The organism is Pigmentiphaga sp. NML030171 (assembly GCF_002188635.1).
Taxonomy (GTDB): domain Bacteria; phylum Pseudomonadota; class Gammaproteobacteria; order Burkholderiales; family Burkholderiaceae_B; genus Pigmentiphaga; species Pigmentiphaga daeguensis.
In genome coordinates this window covers 186,690-205,278 of the sequence record NZ_NINX01000029.1, presented here as the reverse complement: position 1 = coordinate 205,278, position 18,589 = coordinate 186,690, and the positions used below count along the sequence as shown (strand labels likewise).

General features: G+C 68.1%; 19 protein-coding genes and 1 pseudogene. 8 read left to right on the top strand and 12 right to left on the bottom strand.

The window, feature by feature from the left end; all coding sequences use genetic code 11:
- Positions 1-9: 9 nt before the first annotated feature.
- The 7 genes and pseudogenes from CDO46_RS10255 to CDO46_RS10225 form a co-directional block, all read right to left on the bottom strand.
- Positions 10-960: a succinylglutamate desuccinylase/aspartoacylase family protein gene (locus CDO46_RS10255; RefSeq protein WP_087838428.1), complete on the bottom strand. Its 951-nt coding sequence runs from the start codon at positions 958-960 to the stop codon at positions 10-12.
- Between the two features lie 2 nt (positions 961-962).
- Positions 963-1,946: a tripartite tricarboxylate transporter substrate binding protein gene (locus CDO46_RS10250; protein WP_087838427.1), complete on the bottom strand. Its 984-nt coding sequence runs from the start codon at positions 1,944-1,946 to the stop codon at positions 963-965.
- Positions 1,947-2,147: 201 nt separating this feature from the next.
- Positions 2,148-3,059 carry a LysR family transcriptional regulator gene (locus CDO46_RS10245; protein WP_087838426.1) on the bottom strand — a complete coding sequence of 304 codons (912 nt, stop codon included), beginning with the start codon at positions 3,057-3,059 and terminating at the stop codon, positions 2,148-2,150.
- Positions 3,060-3,159: 100 nt separating this feature from the next.
- Positions 3,160-3,906 carry an amino acid ABC transporter ATP-binding protein gene (locus CDO46_RS10240; RefSeq protein ID WP_087838425.1) on the bottom strand — a complete coding sequence of 249 codons (747 nt, stop codon included), beginning with the start codon at positions 3,904-3,906 and terminating at the stop codon, positions 3,160-3,162.
- A 44-nt stretch (positions 3,907-3,950) separates the two neighbouring features.
- Positions 3,951-4,967, bottom strand: a pseudogene (locus CDO46_RS10235) (amino acid ABC transporter permease); the annotation flags it as partial.
- 113 nt (positions 4,968-5,080) lie between these two features.
- Positions 5,081-6,235, bottom strand: a complete 1,155-nt coding sequence (locus CDO46_RS10230) for an amino acid ABC transporter permease (RefSeq protein WP_087838423.1) — start codon at positions 6,233-6,235, stop codon at positions 5,081-5,083.
- Between the two features lie 7 nt (positions 6,236-6,242).
- Complete coding sequence (locus tag CDO46_RS10225; protein ID WP_243724521.1) at positions 6,243-7,226, bottom strand: amino acid ABC transporter substrate-binding protein; 984 nt, start codon at positions 7,224-7,226, stop codon at positions 6,243-6,245.
- A 182-nt stretch (positions 7,227-7,408) separates the two neighbouring features.
- On the opposite strand from CDO46_RS10225, the gene CDO46_RS10220 reads away from it, so the two are divergent.
- The 3 genes from CDO46_RS10220 (at position 7,409) to CDO46_RS10210 (ending at position 10,721) form a co-directional block, all read left to right on the top strand.
- Positions 7,409-8,104: a cell division ATP-binding protein FtsE gene (locus tag CDO46_RS10220; protein WP_087838421.1), complete on the top strand. Its 696-nt coding sequence runs from the start codon at positions 7,409-7,411 to the stop codon at positions 8,102-8,104.
- Entirely contained in the window at positions 8,101-9,006 is a 906-nt protein-coding gene (locus tag CDO46_RS10215) for an ABC transporter permease (protein ID WP_087838420.1), read from the top strand. Before CDO46_RS10220 ends, CDO46_RS10215 begins: the two co-directional genes overlap by 4 nt.
- A gap of 128 nt (positions 9,007-9,134) precedes the next feature.
- Positions 9,135-10,721: a CYTH and CHAD domain-containing protein gene (locus CDO46_RS10210; protein WP_087838419.1), complete on the top strand. Its 1,587-nt coding sequence runs from the start codon at positions 9,135-9,137 to the stop codon at positions 10,719-10,721.
- Here CDO46_RS10210 and CDO46_RS10205 read toward each other — a convergent pair.
- A complete protein-coding gene (locus CDO46_RS10205; protein WP_087838418.1) occupies positions 10,693-11,055 on the bottom strand; it encodes a hypothetical protein in 363 nt (120 codons plus the stop codon). The two genes, CDO46_RS10210 and CDO46_RS10205, sit on opposite strands and share 29 nt — an antisense overlap.
- Positions 11,056-11,148: 93 nt before the next feature.
- Here CDO46_RS10205 and CDO46_RS10200 point away from each other — a divergent pair, with 93 nt between their 5' ends.
- Both CDO46_RS10200 and CDO46_RS10195 read left to right on the top strand, forming a co-directional pair.
- Positions 11,149-12,468: an NAD(P)/FAD-dependent oxidoreductase gene (locus tag CDO46_RS10200; RefSeq protein WP_087838417.1), complete on the top strand. Its 1,320-nt coding sequence runs from the start codon at positions 11,149-11,151 to the stop codon at positions 12,466-12,468.
- Positions 12,459-12,725: a tripartite tricarboxylate transporter substrate-binding protein gene (locus CDO46_RS10195; RefSeq protein WP_087779916.1), complete on the top strand. Its 267-nt coding sequence runs from the start codon at positions 12,459-12,461 to the stop codon at positions 12,723-12,725. Before CDO46_RS10200 ends, CDO46_RS10195 begins: the two co-directional genes overlap by 10 nt.
- Positions 12,726-12,748: 23 nt before the next feature.
- On the opposite strand, the gene CDO46_RS10190 is transcribed toward CDO46_RS10195, so the two are convergent.
- From CDO46_RS10190 to kynB, 3 genes are all read right to left on the bottom strand, one after another.
- Positions 12,749-13,939, bottom strand: coding sequence for an amino acid aminotransferase (locus CDO46_RS10190; RefSeq protein ID WP_087838415.1), 1,191 nt, complete (start codon positions 13,937-13,939; stop codon positions 12,749-12,751).
- Between the two features lie 140 nt (positions 13,940-14,079).
- Positions 14,080-14,934, bottom strand: coding sequence for a tryptophan 2,3-dioxygenase (gene kynA / locus CDO46_RS10185; RefSeq protein WP_087838414.1), 855 nt, complete (start codon positions 14,932-14,934; stop codon positions 14,080-14,082).
- 45 nt (positions 14,935-14,979) lie between these two features.
- Entirely contained in the window at positions 14,980-15,606 is a 627-nt protein-coding gene (gene kynB / locus CDO46_RS10180; protein WP_176400701.1) for an arylformamidase, read from the bottom strand.
- Positions 15,607-15,767: 161 nt separating this feature from the next.
- Here kynB and CDO46_RS10175 point away from each other — a divergent pair, with 161 nt between their 5' ends.
- A complete protein-coding gene (locus CDO46_RS10175; protein WP_087838498.1) occupies positions 15,768-16,241 on the top strand; it encodes an Lrp/AsnC family transcriptional regulator in 474 nt (157 codons plus the stop codon).
- Positions 16,242-16,247: 6 nt separating this feature from the next.
- Here CDO46_RS10175 and CDO46_RS10170 read toward each other — a convergent pair whose 3' ends face one another.
- On the bottom strand, positions 16,248-16,625 hold the full coding sequence (locus tag CDO46_RS10170; RefSeq protein ID WP_087779920.1) for a RidA family protein: 378 nt from the start codon (positions 16,623-16,625) through the stop codon (positions 16,248-16,250).
- Between the two features lie 158 nt (positions 16,626-16,783).
- Here CDO46_RS10170 and CDO46_RS10165 point away from each other — a divergent pair, with 158 nt between their 5' ends.
- On the top strand, positions 16,784-17,551 hold the full coding sequence (locus CDO46_RS10165) for a hypothetical protein (RefSeq protein WP_087838412.1): 768 nt from the start codon (positions 16,784-16,786) through the stop codon (positions 17,549-17,551).
- Positions 17,552-17,594: 43 nt separating this feature from the next.
- Positions 17,595-18,587, top strand: coding sequence for a tripartite tricarboxylate transporter substrate binding protein (locus tag CDO46_RS10160; RefSeq protein ID WP_165963153.1), 993 nt, complete (start codon positions 17,595-17,597; stop codon positions 18,585-18,587).
- Positions 18,588-18,589: the final 2 nt, after the last annotated feature.

Here is an 18,589-nt window from a genome sequence, read left to right as displayed (position 1 = left end):
TCCCTAGCCTCAGGCGACGCGCCGCGCCAGCCTGACTACGGTCACGCCCGGCACGAGTTGCCGCAGCGAAGGCATGACCAGCGTGCAATGGTCGTATGGTGTCGTCACCGGCTCGCCGTCCTGCCAACCGATGACGGTGCCGGCGCGCTCCAGTTCCTCCAGTCCCTGCCAGGGCTGGGCGAACCGGAAGTCCATGCTGCGAGCGACCACCGGCTGCGTGACCTCGATCGCCTGCTGGGCGTCCGGCGCGGGGGCGATCCACTCGGCGGGAATGTCGCCTTCGTCGACGATGCCCGAGGCGCGCAGGAAGCGCCCCACCTGGTCCAGCGCCACGGTCCGGCTTTCGAGCGCGCCGTGGTAGCCGCATTCGATCAGCAGCGAGCGCGTGCCGTTGTCGGTCATCTGGCCGAAGCGTCCGTAGTCGCGCATGCGCACGCCGTCCTTGTGTCCGGCGTCGACGATGATGTGGCGCGGCGCGCCCAGTTCGCGGGCCAGGTCCAGGTTGCGCGGCTGCATTCCGGTCAGCAGCAGCGGGGCGCAAGGTTCGTGCATGGAATGCAGGTCCAGCAGCCAGTCGGCTTGCCGCACCCAGGGCAGCAGCGCGGCGGCGCGCGCGCGCTCGCGGGTAGTAGGGGCGGCGAGCTTGTCGTCGCTCCAGACCCGGTTCAGGTCCTCGTCCAGATAGCGCGAGGCGTCGTGGCGGGCGGCATCGAAGGTGTCGAACGCGGCCAGGTTGCAGAACGCCAGCGTCAGCTTGCCGCGCCGGGGCCGCAGGCCGGATTCCAGCGCGGTCTTGACCGCCCAGGCGCCACACAGCTCGTTGCCGTGTACCAGCGAGGTGACCAGCACATGGCGGCCGGGCGTGCCCGAGTCGAAGTGCCAGACGCCTTCGACGCCGGTGTTGCCGGCACGGACGGCGGACAGGTCGGGCACGGGCAGCAGGAAATCGTGAGTCGCCATCTTCATTCCTCGATCTTGGCGAACTCGACGATGCGCTTGTACTTCTCGGTCTCCTTGCGCTGGAACTGGGCCAGGTCGACGCCCGGGGCGGCCACGGTGGATCCCGATTCCTGCATCTTGCTGCGGAACTCCGGCATCTTCAGGACGTCGTCCAGCGCGGCGCGCAGCTTCGCGACCACGGGCGCGGGTACGTTGGCGGGGCCGTACAGACCGAACCAGATGTCCATGTTGACGTCCTTCAGGCCGGCTTCGGCGAAGGTGGGGATCTCGGGCGCGAGCGGCGCGCGCGAGGCCTGCATCAGGCCGATGGGCACGAGCTTGCGGGCCCGGATGTTGGCCAGCGCGCTGGACAGCACGAACACGCCGAATTGCAGTTGGCCGCCCATGATGTCGCTGGCCAGCGGCGCGACGCCGCGATAGGGTACGTGCACCAGCTGCAGGCCGCCCGCTTCCTTCAGGCTCTCGGCCGACAGGTGCAGCGCGGTGCCGACGCCCGAGGTGCCGAAGCTGAACTTGCCGGGATTGGCGCGGGCCTGGGCCAGGAACTCGGAGATGTTCTTGATGGGGGAGTTGGCCGAGGCCACCAGCACCATGGGCTGGGTGCTGATCATGCCGATGGGCGTGAAGTCCTTCAGGCCATCGTACTTGACCGCCTTGTTGATGAGGCTGGCGATGGCCATCTCGTTGGATGCGCCCAGCAGTAGCGTGTAGCCGTCGGCGCGGGCCTTGGCCACGCGCTGGGCGCCGATCACGCCGCCGGCGCCACCCACGTTCTCGACGATGACGCGTTCGCCGATGCGCTTGGACAGCGCCTCGCCGAACAGGCGGGCGGTCAGGTCGGTGCTGCCGCCGGCCGGGTAGCCCACTACCAGGGTGATGGGGCGGGCGGGATAGTCGTCTTGCGCATGGGCCGGGACGGCGGCGGCGCCGGCGCAGGCGGCGAGCGCCAGCATGAGGGCGCGGCGCGTAAGGGTAGGCTGGTTCATGGTGAGGCCCCGTACAGAGCAGTTATCGTGCCGCCATCCTTGCGCACGGCATGGATGCAAAGGTGCGAATCAGGCACATGTATGTGCGGATTCGGCCCCGCACCGGGGTTTGCCCCAGGAAGGTGCGGAGGTGGCGGATATACGAAACGCTTGGCGCCCCAGGGTGGTGCGGGAAGCGGGCGGAGCTTCCCGCGGTACGGATCAGCGGGCGAATTCCGTCGCTGCCCAGACCGCCTCGACCACGTCGGCCTGGCGCGCGCGAGGCCGGTACAGCCGGACCTCGAACGGGACTTCGTCGCTGCGGCCGCCCAGGACCACCATGTTGCGGCGCTGGCAGTCCGCCGCCACCATGGACCAGGGCAGCCACGCGACGCCCAGGCCCTTCTTGACGAATTCGTAGACGGCGTCGGCCGAGTCGCAGCGCAGGAACACGTTCATGCCCGCCAGCGGATTGCGCTCGAAATGCTCGCTCAGCAGCCGTTCCATGGACAGGCCGATGCCGTAGGCGATCAGCGGCGTGGCCTGGCTGGCGCCGATCAGGCTGTAGCGGGGCTTGCCTTGCGCATCGGCCACGCTGACGGGGACCAGCTTCTCCGTGGACAGCGTCAGGTGGCGATAGCGGTGGCCGTTCAGCGGCACCGACAGCGCGCGGTGCTCGTAGCAGCACAGCATGTCGACCTTGCTCTGTTCAAGCATGGCGGCAAGGTCGGAAGTCGCGCCGGTGATGATGTCGATCTGCGCCTTGCCCCGCAGCGGGCTGCGCGGCATGTGGGTGATGCGGGCCAGCCAGTCGGCCACCAGGGTGCGGGCCAGCGTGCGGCCCGTGCCTATGCGCAGGCTCATGCCCTGGTTGGTACCGTGGCGCTGGATTTGCGAGCGGGCGTTGGCGACGCTTTCGACCGTGCGTTCCGCGGTCTTGAGCATGACCTCGCCCTCGGGGGTGAGCTGGACCGGCGTGCGATTGCGTTCCACCAGCGGTGCTCCGGCCCAGACCTCCAGCGCGCGGATGCGGCGGCCGAAGGCGGGATGGGTGACGTGCCGCATTTCAGCGGCGCGCACGAAGCTTTGCGTGCGGGCGAGCGCGATGAGGTCTTCGAAGAGTTTGAGGTCCATGAGTTCCGGATTTTAATGCCTCGGGGTGCTCATCCCCGGTTGGCTTGCTCAATCGTAATAATTGGGCGTTTCGGGTTCATGGCGCCGCCGCCGGATCCGCTCAGTGCAGGATCTGGCTCAGGAACAGCCGGGTGCGCTCGTTCTGCGGATTCGAGAAGAAGGCCTCGGGGGTGTTCTGTTCGACGATCTGGCCCTGGTCCATGAAGATCACGCGGTCCGCGACCTGCCTGGCGAAGCCCATTTCGTGCGTCACGCACAGCATGGTAATGCCGGTCTCGGCCAGCGAGGTCATCACGTCCAGCACTTCCTTGACCATCTCCGGATCGAGCGCGGAGGTCGGTTCGTCGAACAGGATGATCTTGGGCGACATGCACAGCGATCGCGCGATGGCGACCCGCTGCTGCTGCCCGCCCGAGAGCTGTCCCGGGTACTTGTGCGCCTGCTCCGGAATGCGCACCCGTTCCAGGTACTGCATGGCGGCGGCCTCGGCCTGCGCCTTGGGCTGCTTGAGCACCCATATCGGGCCCAGTGTCAGGTTCTGCAGAACGGTCAGGTGCGGGAAGAGGTTGAAATGCTGGAACACCATCCCGACTTCCCGCCGGATCGCCTCGATGTCCTTCAGGTCGCTGGTCAGTTCTATGCCGCCCACGGCGATGCGGCCCTGCTGGTGTTCCTCCAGGCGGTTGATGCAGCGGATCAGCGTGGACTTGCCGGATCCGGACGGGCCGCAGATGACGATGCGTTCGCCGCGCTCCACCGCAAGGTCGATGTCGCGCAGCACCTGGTACTTGCCGAACCATTTGCTGACGCCTTCCATTTGTATGATCGGCTGCGTGGATGAGGACATGGCGGTTTTCCTGTCGGGGGCTTGCGTCCGGGCGGGACGGGAGCTCATCGTTCCCGGTCCGTGCGCAGGCGCTTCTCCAGCGATTGGCTGTAGCGCGACATCGCGAAGCAGAATACGAAGTAGATGGCGGCGATGAACAGGTAGGCCTCGACCGAGAAACCCGGCCAGGCGGCATCGGCCAGCGAGGCCTTGGCCGACTGGGTAAGGTCGAAGATGCCGATGATCACCACCAGCGAGGTGTCCTTGAACACCAGGATGAACATGCTGACCAGCGGCGCGATGATGGTCTTGAGCGCCTGCGGCAGCACGATCAGGCGCATCTGCTGCCAGTAGCCCAGGCCGATCGAGTCGGCGCCCTCGTACTGGCCCTTGGGGATGGCCTGCAGGCCGCCCCGCACCAGTTCGGCCAGGTAGGCGGCGGCGAACAGGATGATGGCGATCTGCGCGCGCAGCAGCTTGTCTATGCTCATGCCCTCGGGCAGGAACAGCGGCAGCATGACCGAGGACATGAACAGCAGGCTGATCAGCGGCACGCCGCGTATCAGTTCGATGTAGACCACGCACAGGGCCTTGATCGCGGGCAGGCGCGAGCGGCGCCCCAGCGCCAGCAGCACGCCCAGGGGAAAGGCCAGGCCCATGCCGAAGGTGGCCAGGATCAGCGTCAGCGGCAGGCCGCCCCACAGCGTGTTTTCGACGTATTGCAGGCCCAGCACGCCGCCCCACATCAGGATGCCGGTGGCCGTCAGCGCGACGACCCAGACCAGCGCCAGCCAGCGGTTCCAGAAGCGGCGCAGGCAACTGGCCACGACGGCGCCGATCAGCAGCGCGCTGGCCAGCAGCGGGCGCCATTGTTCGTCGTAGGGATACAGGCCGAACAGGATCAGCCGGTGCTTCTCGGCGATGAAGGCCCAGCATGCGCCGCCGGCCTCGCGGCATTCCTGCGCCGACGAGGCCACGAAGGTCGCGCGTATCAGTCCCCATTCCACCAGCGCCGGCACGATCATCAGCAGCAGCCAGGCCACCAGCAGCGTCAGTACGACGTTCAACGGAGACGAGAAGAGGCCCCCCCCTACGCGCTTCGCGCGCCCCCCAGGGGGCGGCGCTGGCGGACCGGCGGAGCCGGATCCGCGGCGCCCTGGAGCAGAGTCATCGTCGATGAGGGACGCCGCCTCCATTATCGTTCCACCAGCGCCATACGGCGGTTGTACAGATTCATCAGCACCGAGATCGTCAGGCTGACCGCCAGGTACACCGCCATGATGATCAGCACGCCCTCGATCGCCTGGCCGGTCTGGTTCAACGTCGTGTTGGCGATGGAGACGATGTCCGGATAGCCGATGGCGACGGCCAGCGAGCTGTTCTTGGTCAGGTTCAGGTACTGGCTGGTGACCGGCGGGATGATGACCCGCAGCGCCTGGGGCAGCACGACCAGCCGCAGGACCTTGCTGCGCCGCAGGCCCAGGGACTCGGCGGCTTCCCACTGGCCGCGGTTCACGGACTGGATGCCGGCGCGCACCACTTCGGCGATGAACGCCGCCGTGTAAATGACCAGCCCGAACAGCAGCGCCGTGAACTCGGGGGTAAGCGTGGCGCCGCCGATGAAGCCGAATCCCTGCAGGCGGGGCACGTCGAACTGCACGGGCGCGCCGCCCGCCAGCCACCCGGCCAGCGGCAGTCCGACCAGCAGCGCGACGACCCAGTGGGCAATGGGGCGCACGTCTCCGCTGTGCTGCTGGCGCTTGCGCATCCAGTGGGCCAGCGCCAGCGACAGCACGACCGCCAGGCCGAATCCCGCCGCGGCCAGGTCGAAGCCCAGGTGGTCGGCAGGCAGCGGCAGCTTGATGCCGCGGTTGGACAGGAACACGCCGGGCAGCAGCTCCAGCGCCTGGCGGGCCGGGGGCAGGGTCTCGGTGATCAGCGCATACCACAGGAAGAGTTGCAGCAGCAGCGGCGTGTTGCGCATCAGTTCGACGTACACCGATGCCAGCCGCGCCACCAGCCAGTTGCGCGACAGGCGGGCAATGCCCACTACCGTGCCCAGGATCGTCGCCAGCACGATGCCGGCCGCCGCCACGCGCAGCGTGTTCAGCAGGCCGACCAGGATGGCGCGCGCATAGGTGTCCTGCGGATCGTAGCGGATGGGCGTCTCGCCGATGGCGAAGCCCGCTTCGCGTCCCAGGAAGCCGAAGCCCGACGCGATGTTGCGGGCGGCCAGGTTGGCCAGCGTGTTCGAGACCAGGAACCAGGCCAGCCCGGCGACGGCGGCCAGGGCGACGGCCTGGTAGACCGCCGACCGGACGGAAGGGTTGCTCCAGCTGAACCGGGTCATGCGCGCATCAGCGGATGGGCAGCGCGTACATCAGGCCGCCCTTGGTCCACAGCGCGTTGGCGCCGCGCTGCATCTTCAGGGGGCTGCCCTGGCCCAGGTTGCGTTCGAAGCTCTCGCCGTAGTTGCCGACCTGCTTGACGATGTTGTAGGCCCACTTCTCGTCCACGCCCAGGTTCTTGCCAGCGCCGGGCGTCACGCCCAGGATGCGTTGCACGTTGGGGTTGGCGCTCTTGGTCATCTCGTCGACGTTCCTGGACGTGATGCCGTATTCCTCGGCCTCGATCATCGCGTTCAGCGTCCACCGGACGATGGCCGCCCACTGCTCGTCGCCCCGGCGCACCATGGGCCCCAGCGGCTCTTTCGAGATCATCTCGGGCAGCACGACGTAGTCGTCCGGGTTGGACAGCTTGGTGGTGCGGATCACGTTCAGCGCCGAGATGTCGGTGGTGTAGGCGTCGCAGCGGCCGGCGGCGAAGGCACGGACCAGTTCGTCGAACTTGTCGATGACCACGGGCTTGAAGGTCAGCTTGTTGGCGCGGAACCAGTCGGCCAGGTTCAGTTCGGTGGTGGTGCCCGGTTGCAGGCAGATGGCCGCCTGGTTGAGTTCCTTCGCGCTCTTGACGCCCAGCTTCTTCGATACCAGGATGCCCTGGCCGTCGTAGAAGTTCACGCCCACGCCCGTCAGGCCCAGCGCCGCGTCGCGCTGCAGCGTGATGGAGGTGTTGCGGGGCAGGACGTCCACCTCGCCCGATTGCAGCGCGGTGAAGCGTTGCTGGGTATTGAGCGGGGTCAGCTTGAACTTGGTGGCGTCGCCGAACAGCGCGGCCGCGACGGCCTTGCACAGGTCCACGTCGATGCCGGTCCAGTTGCCCTTGCTGTCGGGGTTGCTGAAGCCGGCCACGCCGGTCGAGACACCGCACTGCACGAAGCCTTTCTTCTTGACGGCGTCCAGCGTGGGGCCGGCGTGGGCGGCATGCGCGGCGCCCAGCATCAGGGCGGCGGCGAGGAAGGATTTCAATGCTTTCATGGCGGGTTCCTTGCGCGGGGGGCCCTGGACTATAAAGCATCGCGGGCCATGGCCTCCTTGGGGAAACGTACCGTAGCATGTGTTCGGTATGATGAAAACCTCGGGGCCTGTCGTCTCCGGACGGCCCAGGTTACTATTTCGACCTCATGATCGAATTCCAGCAAGTCTACAAATCCTACGGCCGCGGCATCGACACGCTGGCCGATGTGACCTTCGGCATCGCCCAAGGTGAATTCGTCTTCGTCTCCGGCCCTTCCGGGGCGGGCAAGTCGACCCTGCTGAAGCTCATCGCGGGGCTGGACGTCCCCAACCTGGGCACGGTCCTGGTCAACGGGAAGAACGTCGGCAAGCTGCCCGGCCGGTTCCGGCCCTACCTGCGGCGCGCCATCGGCACCATCCTGCAGGACGTGCACCTGCTGAGCGACCGCAGCGCCTTCGAGAACGTCATGCTGCCCCTGACGGTGACCGGCCATTCGCGCGCGGCCGCCGCCAAGCGCGCCCACGCCGCCATCGAGCGGGTCGGCCTGTCCGGCAAGGACGGGTTGCGGCCGCAGGAACTGTCGGGCGGCGACCAGCAGCGGCTGGCCATCGCGCGCGCCATCGTCAACCGTCCCGGCCTGCTGATCGCCGACGAACCCACCGCCAACCTGGACCGCGAGAGCGCCCGCCGCATCGTCGAGGTCTTCCGCGACTTCAACCGCGTGGGCGTGACCACGATCCTGGCCACGCACGACGAAAGCCTGATCACCGACTACGCGACGCGCGTGCTGCTGGTGAAGGAAGGCAAGGTCACCGACGGCGGCAAGCGCACGCCGCGCCTGGGCGGGGAGGTCGAGGCATGAGTCCCCTGATCCGCCAACATCGCTATGCGCTGGGCGTGACCCTGCGCCGCCTGCTGTCGCAGCCGTTCTCGTCCATCGCCAACATCCTCGTCATCACGCTGGCGCTGGCCATTCCGCTGCTGGGGGCCACGGCCCTGATGTCGCTGCGCCCGGTGGCCAACCACCTGACGGCCGACCCCGAGATGACCGTCTTCATGCAGGTCAGCGCCACGCCGGCCGAGACCGGGGCCGTGGCCGACCGGATCCGGCGCGATCACGCCAGCGAGATCCGGGGCCTGCGGGTGATCAGCCGCGACCGCGCGCTGGCCGAGCTCAAGGCCAACCCGGCCTACGCCCAGGCCCTGGCGGTGCTGCCCGACAATCCCCTGCCCGACGCCATCGTCGTCACGCTGGAGGGCGAGGACCTGGCCCAGCGGTCGGCCAAGCTGGCGGCCCTGTGGAAGACCTGGGCCAAGGTCGACATGGTGCAGGTGGACAGCGCCTGGGTGCAGCGGCTGGAGGCCATCCTGCGCTTCGCCCGCGCGAGCCTGCTGTTCCTGGCCCTGGTGGTGGCGGTGGCCGTGCTGGCGGCGGTATTCAATACCGTGCGCATGCAGGCCCTGTCCCAGCGCGAGGAGATCGGCGTCGCGCGGCTGGTGGGCGCCACCGAATCCTTCGTGCGGCGGCCTTTCCTGTACCTGGGCGCGATCAGTTGCGGCGTGGCGGCGCTGGCCGCGATCGGGCTCGTGGCCGTGGTGCTGGATCCGCTGAACGCCGCGCTGGCGGACCTGGCGCGCAGCTACGGGACCGAATTCGCGTTGCGCCTGCCGCAATGGGAATGGCTGGCGGCCTTCGTGGTGGGGGTGGCCCTGCTGGGGGCGTTGTCCGCGCGCTGGTCGGTCACCCGGAATACCCGTTTTTGATCCGGGGAGGGGGTGGCGCAGGCCGCCGCGGTCGCAGATTGTGACGCCCAGATGACCTGTCATCATTTTCGAGGGCGGCGAGCTCTACCATGTCGAAAATTTTCCGTCATGGCTCGCTTTCCGTCCTCATGCTAGAACAAGAACTCAAGTTTTCCGTCCCCTGGGCCGCGCGCAAGGCCGTCGCCGGCCAGTTCGCTTCCCTGTCATCCGCGCCCCGCACGCGCCTGCGCGCGATGTACTTCGACACTTCCGACAGGCAACTGGCCCGCCAGCGCGCGGCGATCCGGCTGCGCCAGGAGGGCCGGAGGTGGGTGCAGACCTTCAAGATGGCCGGCGCCGATGCCCTGTCGCGCGTCGAATTGAACCATCCCAGTCCCGGCCGCGCGCTGGACCTTTCCGTCTATGCCGGCACGCCGGCGGAAGCGGTGCTGGCCGGCCTGGGTGCCGAGCTGGGGGTGCGCTACGAGACCGACGTCTGGCGCAAGGCGGCCGCCGTGCGCACCCGCGCGGGTACGGTGGAAGTGGCGTACGACGAGGGCGCGATCCGGGCGCAGGGGTTGGAGCTGCCGGTATGCGAGCTGGAGTTCGAGCTGGTGTCCGGGCGGCCCCAGGCGCTGTTCGTCGTGGCCGGCCGCTGGCTGGCCCGGCACGGCCTGGTGCTGGACCTGCGCAGCAAGGCCGAGCGCGGCGACGGGCTGGCCAACGCCGCGGCCCGCATCGCTGCCGCGCCGCTGGATGAACGGCCCCAGGTCAGGGAGGCGGAGATCGCCGCGTTCTGGTCGCCGCGCTTGGCCGCGGGGATAGCCCTGGGCCAGGACGAGACGCCCGACGAGGCGTTGGCCGCGATGACCGCCGAATGCTTCGAACAGATCGCCCGCAACGCGGCGCCGCTGGCCGCCGCCGACGCGCCTCCCGGGGTTCGGCTGGGCGGCGCCGAGCACGTGCACCAGTTGCGCGTCGGCATGCGCCGGCTGCGCTCGGCCTGGAAGCTGCTCGATGGCCATGCGGAGCTGCCTCCGGCTGCCTTGCAGGACGGCGCGCGCAGGCATTTCGCCGAGTTCGGCCGGGTCCGCGACCAGGACGTGATGGGCGGCGAGGTCCTGTCCGCCCTGGTCGACGCCGGCATGCCGCCCCTGCCGTGGCAGCCGGCGGCCGGGACGGATGCGGCCGCCCTGGCGTCGTCCGTGGATTTCCAGTCGTGGCTGCTGGGCCTGCTGGCCTGGAACGTGGGGATACGCGAGCCGGCCACCCGCTTGCCCCTGGCCGGCGGGCTGCCGGAGCCCCCGCCGGCCGTGGCGCCGGAACCCGCGCGCGCCGTCCGCCTGGCTCGCGCCGTCACGCGGCGCCTGCGGAAGTGGCACGGCCGGCTGGTCCGCGAGGGACGGCATTTCGTGCGCCTGGAGGACGAGCGCCGCCATGCGCTGCGCAAGCTGGCCAAGCGCCTGCGCTACGGGCTCGCCCTGTCGGCGCCCCTGTACCGCGCCGGGCGCGTGCGCGCCTATCGCAAGAAGCTCGCGGCGCTGCAGGACATCCTGGGCGAGATCAACGACCTGGTCGTGGCGCGTACGCACTATGCCGGACTGGCCGACGCGCATTCGCAGGCCTGGTTCGCGCTGGGATGGATCGCCGCCCGGCTGCGCGAGCTGGAGGTGCAGGCCGAGGCGGCCTTCGGCGCGCTGGCCGAGGTCAGGCTTCCCTGGAAGCCCCGGCGGTGAAGGCGCGGGGCCTCAGCCCCGCGTGGAACCAGGACACCAGGGTATAGGCGTCGAACACCGGCAGCCCCAGATCGGCCTCCACCGCCGCCGAATGGACCGGGAAGTTCGCGCATTCGCTGACGATGGCGCCGACCTCGGGATGCCGGTCGACCAGCCGGCGGGCCGCCGCGACCACCTCGCGTTCGTGCGCCGCGACGTCGAACGTCGTCCGGTTTTCCAGCAGGTCGCGCTTGAACAGCGAGTCCGGCGGCAATCCTTCGATGGGCGGCATGCCGGCCACGCCCACGCCCCGGAAGTGGGCGGGAGTCAAGGCTTCGGCCACGGGCGTCAGCACGCCAACGGTCCTGCCGCCGCTCGAGCGGGCGCTGGCTGCGGCGGGGCCGTCCCTGCTGGAACTGGTCCTGCCCGCCACCGTGGGGAAGCCGCAATGAGCCGGTCCGTCATCGTCGTGGGCGCCGGCATTGCCGGCCTGACCGCCGCTTTCCGCCTGCAGCAGCAGGGCTTCCAGGTAAAGGTGCTCGAGGCGGGCGACCAGCCTGGCGGGCGTGTGGCGCAAGGCCGGGCGGGACCGATCCCGTACAACACGGGCGCCCGGCTGCTCTATCCCTTCGGCAGTGAACTGCAGGCCCTGATCGACGAGCTGGGCCTGCGCGATACCCTGGTCCCGCTCAGGAATCTCGGTGCGGATTGCCGCACGGAAGACGCGACATACCGGGTAGACCTGATGCCGGGCTTCGCGGCACTGCGCACGCCCGGACTGGGGTGGCGCGACCGGGCGGGGCTGCTGCGCTCGGGGTTGCACCTGGCCTGGCTGCGCGGACGCACCGATCCCGATCATGCGGCGTCGGCGCTGGCCTACGACGACGTAACGCTTGCGGACTACATCCGGAAGGTGGCCGGTCCGCGCGTGCTGGAGCGCCTGGTCGAGCCCGTGTTCCGGGGGACGCGCAGCTGGAATCCGGAAGACATCTCCGCCTCGTTCTACCTGAGCACCACCCCCAGCCTGCTGGGCCGCGATACGGTCCACGTGCCGCGGGGAGGCATGGGACGGCTGACCGCCGCGCTGGCGGAGAAGCTCGCCATCGAGTACGGAGCCCGGGTGACCGGCATCATGCGCGCGGCCTCGGCGGCTTCCGTCGTCAGGTATCGCCAGGGCGCCGGCGAATTCGAGGCCGCGGCGGATATCGTCGTCTGCGCGACCCAAGGGCAATACGCGGGAAAGCTGGTTTCCGGGCAATCGGACGAGGAGCGCGCGCTGCTGGACGCCGTGCGCTACAACAGCCTGGGTATCGTCCACTATGCGCTGCGCGGCGAGCTTGCGCCCGCCCTCGAGTTCTCGCTGCGCAGCCGGTCGACCCGCATCGCGACCTGGCAGCAGATGGCGGCGCCCGCCGATGCCGGCGAGGCCAAGTCCATCCTCTATTGCCAGTTGACGCCGGAAGCCGTGCGGGAGGCCCAGGAGCAGGGTTGCACCGACGATGTCGACCGTCTCTTGCGCGCCGAGATACGCGCCCGCATACCGGGTTTCGATCGGCGCCTGGTCTACCGATACAACCAGTGGATCGCTTGCAAGCTGCCCGTCTTCTATCCGGGATATGGCCGCAAGGTCGCGCGGTTCCTGGCCTGGCAGGGCGCCGATCGTCGCGGCGTCTATTACTGCGGCGACTACCTGGCGCAATCGCTGGTGAATGGCGCCTGCCGCAGCGGCGCCGAGGCGGCCGCCGCCATCGCGCGGCATTGGCGATAAGGCGCGGCTATCCGGCACTGGCGGCGGTGGACAGCTGGGTTGGCCTGCTTGCGCCCGCGGGCATGGATACCCAGGCCAGGGCCAGACTGGATGCGCACCTGAACCACATCCTGCGCGATCCGGCTTTCGTCAGGCAACTGAACGAGCGAGGGTTCGACGTGCCCGCTGTCGATGCCGCGGCGTTGGCAGGGCAGGTCAAGGAAGAGCGTGGCCTGTATCGCCAGGTGATCGACAAGGCGAACATCCGGCTCGATTGAGCCGGATGCCGCTTCGGCCCGGATCAGGCCAGCACTTTGGCCATGGACGCGGCCACGTAGTCCAGGTTGGCCTCGAACAGTCCGGCCACGCACATGCGGCCGGACTGGATCAGGTAGACGCCGAACTCGTCGCGCAGCCGATCGACCTGTGCCGGGTTCAGCCCGGTGTAGCTGAACATGCCGCGCTGGTTGACGAAGTAATCCACGTCCAGGTCCGGACGCAGGGCGTGCAGCCGGTCGCGCAGGCCCTTGCGCATAGCATGGATGCGCGTGCGCATCTGCGCCACTTCGCCCTTCCATTCCTCGCGCAGCGCAGGGTCGTTCAGCAGGGTGCTGACCACCCGGCTGCCGAACAGCGCGGGGCTGGAGTAGTTCTTGCGCACCGTGGCCTGGAGCTGGCCCAGCACGCGGCTTGCCTCGTCGGCGGTGGGGCAGACCACCGAGAGTCCGCCCACGCGTTCGCCGTACAGCGACATGTTTTTCGAGAACGAGTTGCCCACCAGCATGGCGATGCCGCGGTTGGCCACTTCACGCACGACCCAGGCATCCTCTTCCAGTCCATCGCCGAAGCCCTGGTAGGCCATGTCGAAGAACGGGATGGCGTTGCGGGCGACCAGCACGTCGATGATCTTGAGCCACTGCTCGCGCGACGGGTCGATACCCGTCGGGTTATGGCAGCAGGGCTGGAGCAGCACGATGCTGCGCTCGGGCAGCTTTTCGAACGTGGCCAGCATCTCGTCGAAGCGGATGCCGTTGGTGGCCGCGTCGTAGTACGGGAAGGCATGCATGGGGAAACCCGCGCCGCCCAGGATGTTGTAGTGGTTCTCCCAGGTGGGATCGCTGATCCAGATCTCGCTGCCCGGGAAATGTGCCTTCAGGAAATCGGCGCCCACCTTGAGCGCACCCGAGCCGCCCAGGGTATGGATGGTCGCCACCCGGCCCTCGGCCACGGCGCGGTGGCCGGCGCCCAGCACGGTTTCCTGGATCGCCTTGCGGTACTGGGCATCGCCTTCCATCGGCAGGTAGACCGCGGGCACCGAGGTGTCGATGCGGTCGCGGGCCTGGCTCACGCTGCCGAGCACGGGCACCTTGCCGGCGCCGTCGTAGTAGAAGCCGATGCTGAGATTGACCTTGTGCTCGCGCGGGTCTTTCAGGAAGGTCTGCACCAGCGACAGGATGGGATCGCCGGCATAGCGGGGAACGTGCTCGAACATGGAACGATTTTCCTTGGAACTATCGATCGATTATAGAGCGGCGCCTTTCAAGCGCCGCTCTACCCAGGGCACAGCGGATCCGGCTCCGCCGGTCCGCCAGTGCCGCCCCCTGGGGGGCGCGCGTCAGCGCGTAGGGGGGGTTACAAATTCGTTCTCATCTGCCAGAGCTCGGGGAACAGCACGACCTCCAGCATCTTGCGCAGGTAGCTGACCCCGGCCGTGCCGCCGGTCCCGCGCTTGAAGCCGATCACGCGCTCCACCGTCGTCACGTGGCGGAAGCGCCATTGGCCGAAGGCGTCCTCCAGGTCCACGAGTTTCTCCGCCAGCGCATACAGGTCCCAGCAGGCATCCGGATCGGCGTAGACCTTCAGCCAGGCCGCCTCGACCGAGGCGTCGTATTGCGTGGGCAGGGTCCAGTCCCGCGCGAGGCGCTCCGGCGCGATGGCGAAGCCGCGCCGCGCCATCAGCATCAGCGCCTCGTCGTACAGCGAGGGGGCTTCCAGCGCCGCTTCCACCAGTGCCTTGCGCTCGGGGTGATGCGCATGCGGCGCCACCATCGCGGCATTCTTGTTGCCCAGCACGAACTCGATCTGCCGGTACTGGAACGACTGGAAGCCGGACGAGCTGCCCAGGTATTGGCGGAACTTGGTGTATTCCGACGGCGTCATCGTCGACAGCACCGTCCAGGCATGGACCAGCTGCTCCATGATGCGCGAGACGCGCGCCAGCATCTTCAGGGCCGGCTCCACCTCGCTGCGCTGGATGCAGGCGCGGGCCGCGAACAGCTCGTGCAGCATCAGCTTCATCCAAAGTTCGCTGGTCTGGTGCTGGATGATGAACAGCATCTCGTTGTGGTCGGGCGACAGCGGATGCTGGGCGCCCAGCAACTGGTCTAGGCCGAGGTAATCGCCATAGCTCATGGACTTGGAGAAGTCCATCTGCGCGTTGTGCCACGAGGCGGGGGATGCGTCGGTGTCTTGCCGGGAGGCAGTCATGGAGGAACGTCCTGGACGATGGGTCGTTGAAACGGGATGGGAGGATCAGCGCAGCGGCCGCAGCACCGCGCGCACGGGACTCGCGTCCAGCGTGGCGAAGCGCAGCGGCAGGGCGATCAGTTCGTAGTCGCCTTCGGGCGCCTGGTCCAGCACCAGACCCTCGAGGATCGCCATGCCCGCGGCATGCACCGCGCGGTGCGCGTCCATGGTCTTGGATTCCTGCGGGTCGATCGAGGGGGTGTCGATGCCGACCAGCCGCACGCCATGCCGCGCAAGCAGCGCGATGGCGGCAGGCGCGATCGCGCAAAAGCCGCTGTCCCAGCGCTCGACCGGATTGCGGGCGTAGGTGCGCAGCAGGACACGCGGCGGCACATCGGCCAGCGCGTGTTCGATGTGGCGTGGTTCCACCAGCGGACCGGCGCCCAGGCAGTGGATGACACGGGCAGGGCCGAGGTAGGTATCGAGCGGCACGGCGCCGATGGGCACGCCATCGCGCGCGTAGTGCAGCGGCGCGTCGGCATGGGCGCCGGTGTGCGGCGACAGCGTGACGCGTCCCACGTTGACCGGACAGGCGCCTTCCATGCGCCAGACCTCGGCCTGCTGGAACGGCGTGTCGCCCGGCCAGACCGGGGTCGCGGGGGAAAGCGGGGGGCTGATGTCTATCAGGGGCATGGCGTCGCGGCTAGGGGGCGGCGTGCGCGGGCCGCAACGCCGTGTGTTCAAGCGGAATCTTATCGAAGCGGCCGTCGAATGTGCTGGCATTTTCGACGCCCGTGCAGGGCTGAATTCAAATAAAATTCGAAATTCGAAAAGAAAGTTGAAATCTAATGCGAATAAAATTGGACCGCCTCGACATGCGCATCGTCGAGTGCCTGCAACGCGACGGCCGCATCAGCAACCAGGACCTGGCGGCCCAGGTCTCGCTGTCGCCATCGGCCTGCCTGCGGCGCGTGAAACTGCTGGAGGAAGCGGGCATCATCCAGGGCTACAGCTGCGTGCTGGACTACGCCAAGCTGGGCCTGGAAGTTGAGGCCGTGGTGCACGTGTCCATGCGTCACGAGGTGGAGGGATGGCACGAAGCCTTCGTGGCCGCCATCAAGGACTGGCCGGAGGTGCTGTCCGCCCGCATCGTCACGGGCGGGGCCAACTACATGCTGGTGGTCAGGGCGCGGGACGTCAGCCACTACTCCGACTTCATCGTCAACCGCCTGTATCGCGCGCCCGGCGTGCGCGACATCGAGTCCAACATCGTGCTGGGCTACATCAAGCGCTCGGCCTCGCCCTTCGAGGTGCTGGACCGGGAGTGATCCCCGCTACTTGTTGACCACCCCGAACGCCACGATCTCCACCTTCATGCCCGGCACGACCAGGGCGGCGACGGCCGCGCTGGAGCGGCTGGGGTAGGGCGCGGTGAAGAACTCGCGGTAGACCGCGTCGATGGCCTTCATGTCGTTGACGTCGGTCATGTAGATCAGCACCTGCGTGACGTCGTCCAGCGTGCCGCCCGCGGCCTCGACCGCCGATTGCAGGTTGCGGAAGGTCAGGCGGGCCTGGTCCTCGATCGGGCCGGTGTCGATGCTGCCGTCCTTGCGCACCGGACCTTGCGAGGTGAACAGGATCCCGCCGCTGCGCACCGCCCAGGAAAAAGGCTGGCCCACATCGGGCAGGCCGACGTCGATGACTTCTTTCATGCTGTTGCTCGCTTTCTGACGGAAAGCGCAGATGCTCCCATGAAACGGGAGGCTTGCCCAGGGTGGGGTGCTGCGTGATACCCCCCATCAACCAAAGTTAATTGTCCCGATGGCGTCGCCTGCAGATAATTTCTTCGACTCTGGAACGAAGGAATGTCATGAGCGACGTGGTACGCGAGTATGGCAATGGTGCGGTGCTGGGCGTGGCGGTTCCGCAGGCGAATCCCGTGGTCGAGCCCGAACTGGCGGCCCTGCTGCCTGCCGGATTCTCGATGCTTGTCACTCGTCTGCAAGGCAGCCGCACGGATTCGCGCCAGCGGCTGATCGATTACCTGATCAATCTGCCGTCCAGCCTGGAGAGCTACGACAGCGCCAGGCTGGATGTGCTGGGCTATGCCTGCACCGGTAGCTCGTATTTGGTGGGCGCGGATGAGGAGCGGCGGGCGCTGGATGCCGCGTCGGCGCGCTTCGGCTATCCCGTCATTTCCTCGGCGCAGGCGCTGCGGCGGGCCCTGGATCACCTCGGCGCAAGGCGGGTCGCCCTTTTCGCGCCTTATCCGCCGTTCCTGGTCGAGGCCAGCAAACGCTATTGGGAAGCCGTGGGCCTGGACGTCGTCGATTGTGCCTCGGTGTCGCTGGACACCAGCGACACGCGCGATATCTACGGCATCACGACTCCCCTGGTGATGTCTTCGTTCAGCCGGCTGCGCTGGCAGGATGCCGACGCCATCATGTTCACGGGGACCGGCATGCCGACGCTCAGGGCCCTGGTCGAAGTCTCGTCCACGACAGGCAAGCCTGTCGTGTCTTCCAACCTGTGCCTGGCCTGGGCCATGGTGAGGGAGGCCGGCGGCGAGGCCTACCTGGCCCCGGAGCGTGTGGGCGAGCCGCTCTATGGCGGATGGGCAGGCCGGATTCCCGTCTAGTTTTCACGGCGCGGCGGCGACCGCGCAATTTCAGGAGAATCACATGAACGCTTCCAGACAAGCGTGGCGACGTCACGCCCGTATCGTGCTGGCCTGGGCACTGTCCGCGGCGGTGTTGTCCACGGCCTGGGCGGCTGACTATCCCAGCCGTCCCGTCACGCTGATCGTGCCGTTCGCGGCGGGCGGGCCCACCGATGTCACCGCCCGCATTTTCGCGCGGGCCATTGCCCCGGAGCTGGGCCAGACCGTCGTGGTGGACAACCGGCCGGGCGCTGGCGGCACCTTGGGAGGTGGTCAGGCGGCCCGCGCGGCGGCCGACGGCTACACGCTGCTGTGGGGCGGCACCAGCACACTGGCGGTCGCGCCATCGCTGTATGCCTCGCTGCCCTACGACCCGCTTGCTTCTTTCCAGCCGGTCAGCCGGGCCGTGCGCGGGCCATTGGTATTGGCGGTCAACAGCAAGCTGCCCGTGCGGACGGTCGCGGACGTCGTGGCATTGGCCAAGGCCAGGCCGGGCAGGCTGAGCTTCGGCTCCGCGGGCGTGGGATCGATCATCCACCTGACCGGCGAGCTGTTCAAGGCGCGCGCCGGAATCGACATGATCCATATCCCCTACAAGGGCAACGCGCAAGTGCTGACGGACCTGACCGGCGATCACCTGGACATGGCGTTCATCGCGCTGGGACACATGCTGCCTCACATGCAGGACGGGGGCTTGCGCCCCATCGCCATTTCCAGCCTGGAGCGCAATCCGCTGGTTCCCGATCTGCCGACTTTTGCCGAGAGCGGATATCCCGGGTTCGAGTCGCTCGAATGGTTCGGGCTGGTGGCCCCCAAGGGGATTCCCGCGGGTGTGCTGGCCAAGTTGAATACCGCGTTCCGCCACGCCAGTCAGCAGCCGTCGGTGCGGGCGGAAATCGCCAGGCTCGGCTATATGCCCGTGGACGAGACGCCGGACCAGTTTTCGGCGGCGGTGGTAGCCGAAGGCAGGAAGTGGAAGCAGGTGGTGACGGATGCAAAGGTTTCGGTGGAGTGACT

What these genes read in the sequence shown, in the direction of transcription:
- CDO46_RS10255 (WP_087838428.1), bottom strand. Translation starts at nt 960, where the DNA reads ATGGCGACTCACGATTTCCTGCTGCCCGTGCCCGACCTGTCCGCCGTC.
- CDO46_RS10250 (WP_087838427.1), bottom strand. Translation starts at nt 1,946, where the DNA reads ATGAACCAGCCTACCCTTACGCGCCGCGCCCTCATGCTGGCGCTCGCC.
- CDO46_RS10245 (WP_087838426.1), bottom strand. Translation starts at nt 3,059, where the DNA reads ATGGACCTCAAACTCTTCGAAGACCTCATCGCGCTCGCCCGCACGCAA.
- CDO46_RS10240 (WP_087838425.1), bottom strand. Translation starts at nt 3,906, where the DNA reads ATGTCCTCATCCACGCAGCCGATCATACAAATGGAAGGCGTCAGCAAA.
- CDO46_RS10230 (WP_087838423.1), bottom strand. Translation starts at nt 6,235, where the DNA reads ATGACCCGGTTCAGCTGGAGCAACCCTTCCGTCCGGTCGGCGGTCTAC.
- CDO46_RS10225 (WP_243724521.1), bottom strand. Translation starts at nt 7,226, where the DNA reads ATGCTGGGCGCCGCGCATGCCGCCCACGCCGGCCCCACGCTGGACGCC.
- CDO46_RS10220 (WP_087838421.1), top strand. Translation starts at nt 7,409, where the DNA reads ATGATCGAATTCCAGCAAGTCTACAAATCCTACGGCCGCGGCATCGAC.
- CDO46_RS10215 (WP_087838420.1), top strand. Translation starts at nt 8,101, where the DNA reads ATGAGTCCCCTGATCCGCCAACATCGCTATGCGCTGGGCGTGACCCTG.
- CDO46_RS10210 (WP_087838419.1), top strand. Translation starts at nt 9,135, where the DNA reads ATGCTAGAACAAGAACTCAAGTTTTCCGTCCCCTGGGCCGCGCGCAAG.
- CDO46_RS10200 (WP_087838417.1), top strand. Translation starts at nt 11,149, where the DNA reads ATGAGCCGGTCCGTCATCGTCGTGGGCGCCGGCATTGCCGGCCTGACC.
- CDO46_RS10190 (WP_087838415.1), bottom strand. Translation starts at nt 13,939, where the DNA reads ATGTTCGAGCACGTTCCCCGCTATGCCGGCGATCCCATCCTGTCGCTG.
- kynA (WP_087838414.1), bottom strand. Translation starts at nt 14,934, where the DNA reads ATGACTGCCTCCCGGCAAGACACCGACGCATCCCCCGCCTCGTGGCAC.
- kynB (WP_176400701.1), bottom strand. Translation starts at nt 15,606, where the DNA reads ATGCCCCTGATAGACATCAGCCCCCCGCTTTCCCCCGCGACCCCGGTC.
- CDO46_RS10170 (WP_087779920.1), bottom strand. Translation starts at nt 16,625, where the DNA reads ATGAAAGAAGTCATCGACGTCGGCCTGCCCGATGTGGGCCAGCCTTTT.
- CDO46_RS10165 (WP_087838412.1), top strand. Translation starts at nt 16,784, where the DNA reads ATGAGCGACGTGGTACGCGAGTATGGCAATGGTGCGGTGCTGGGCGTG.
- CDO46_RS10160 (WP_165963153.1), top strand. Translation starts at nt 17,595, where the DNA reads ATGAACGCTTCCAGACAAGCGTGGCGACGTCACGCCCGTATCGTGCTG.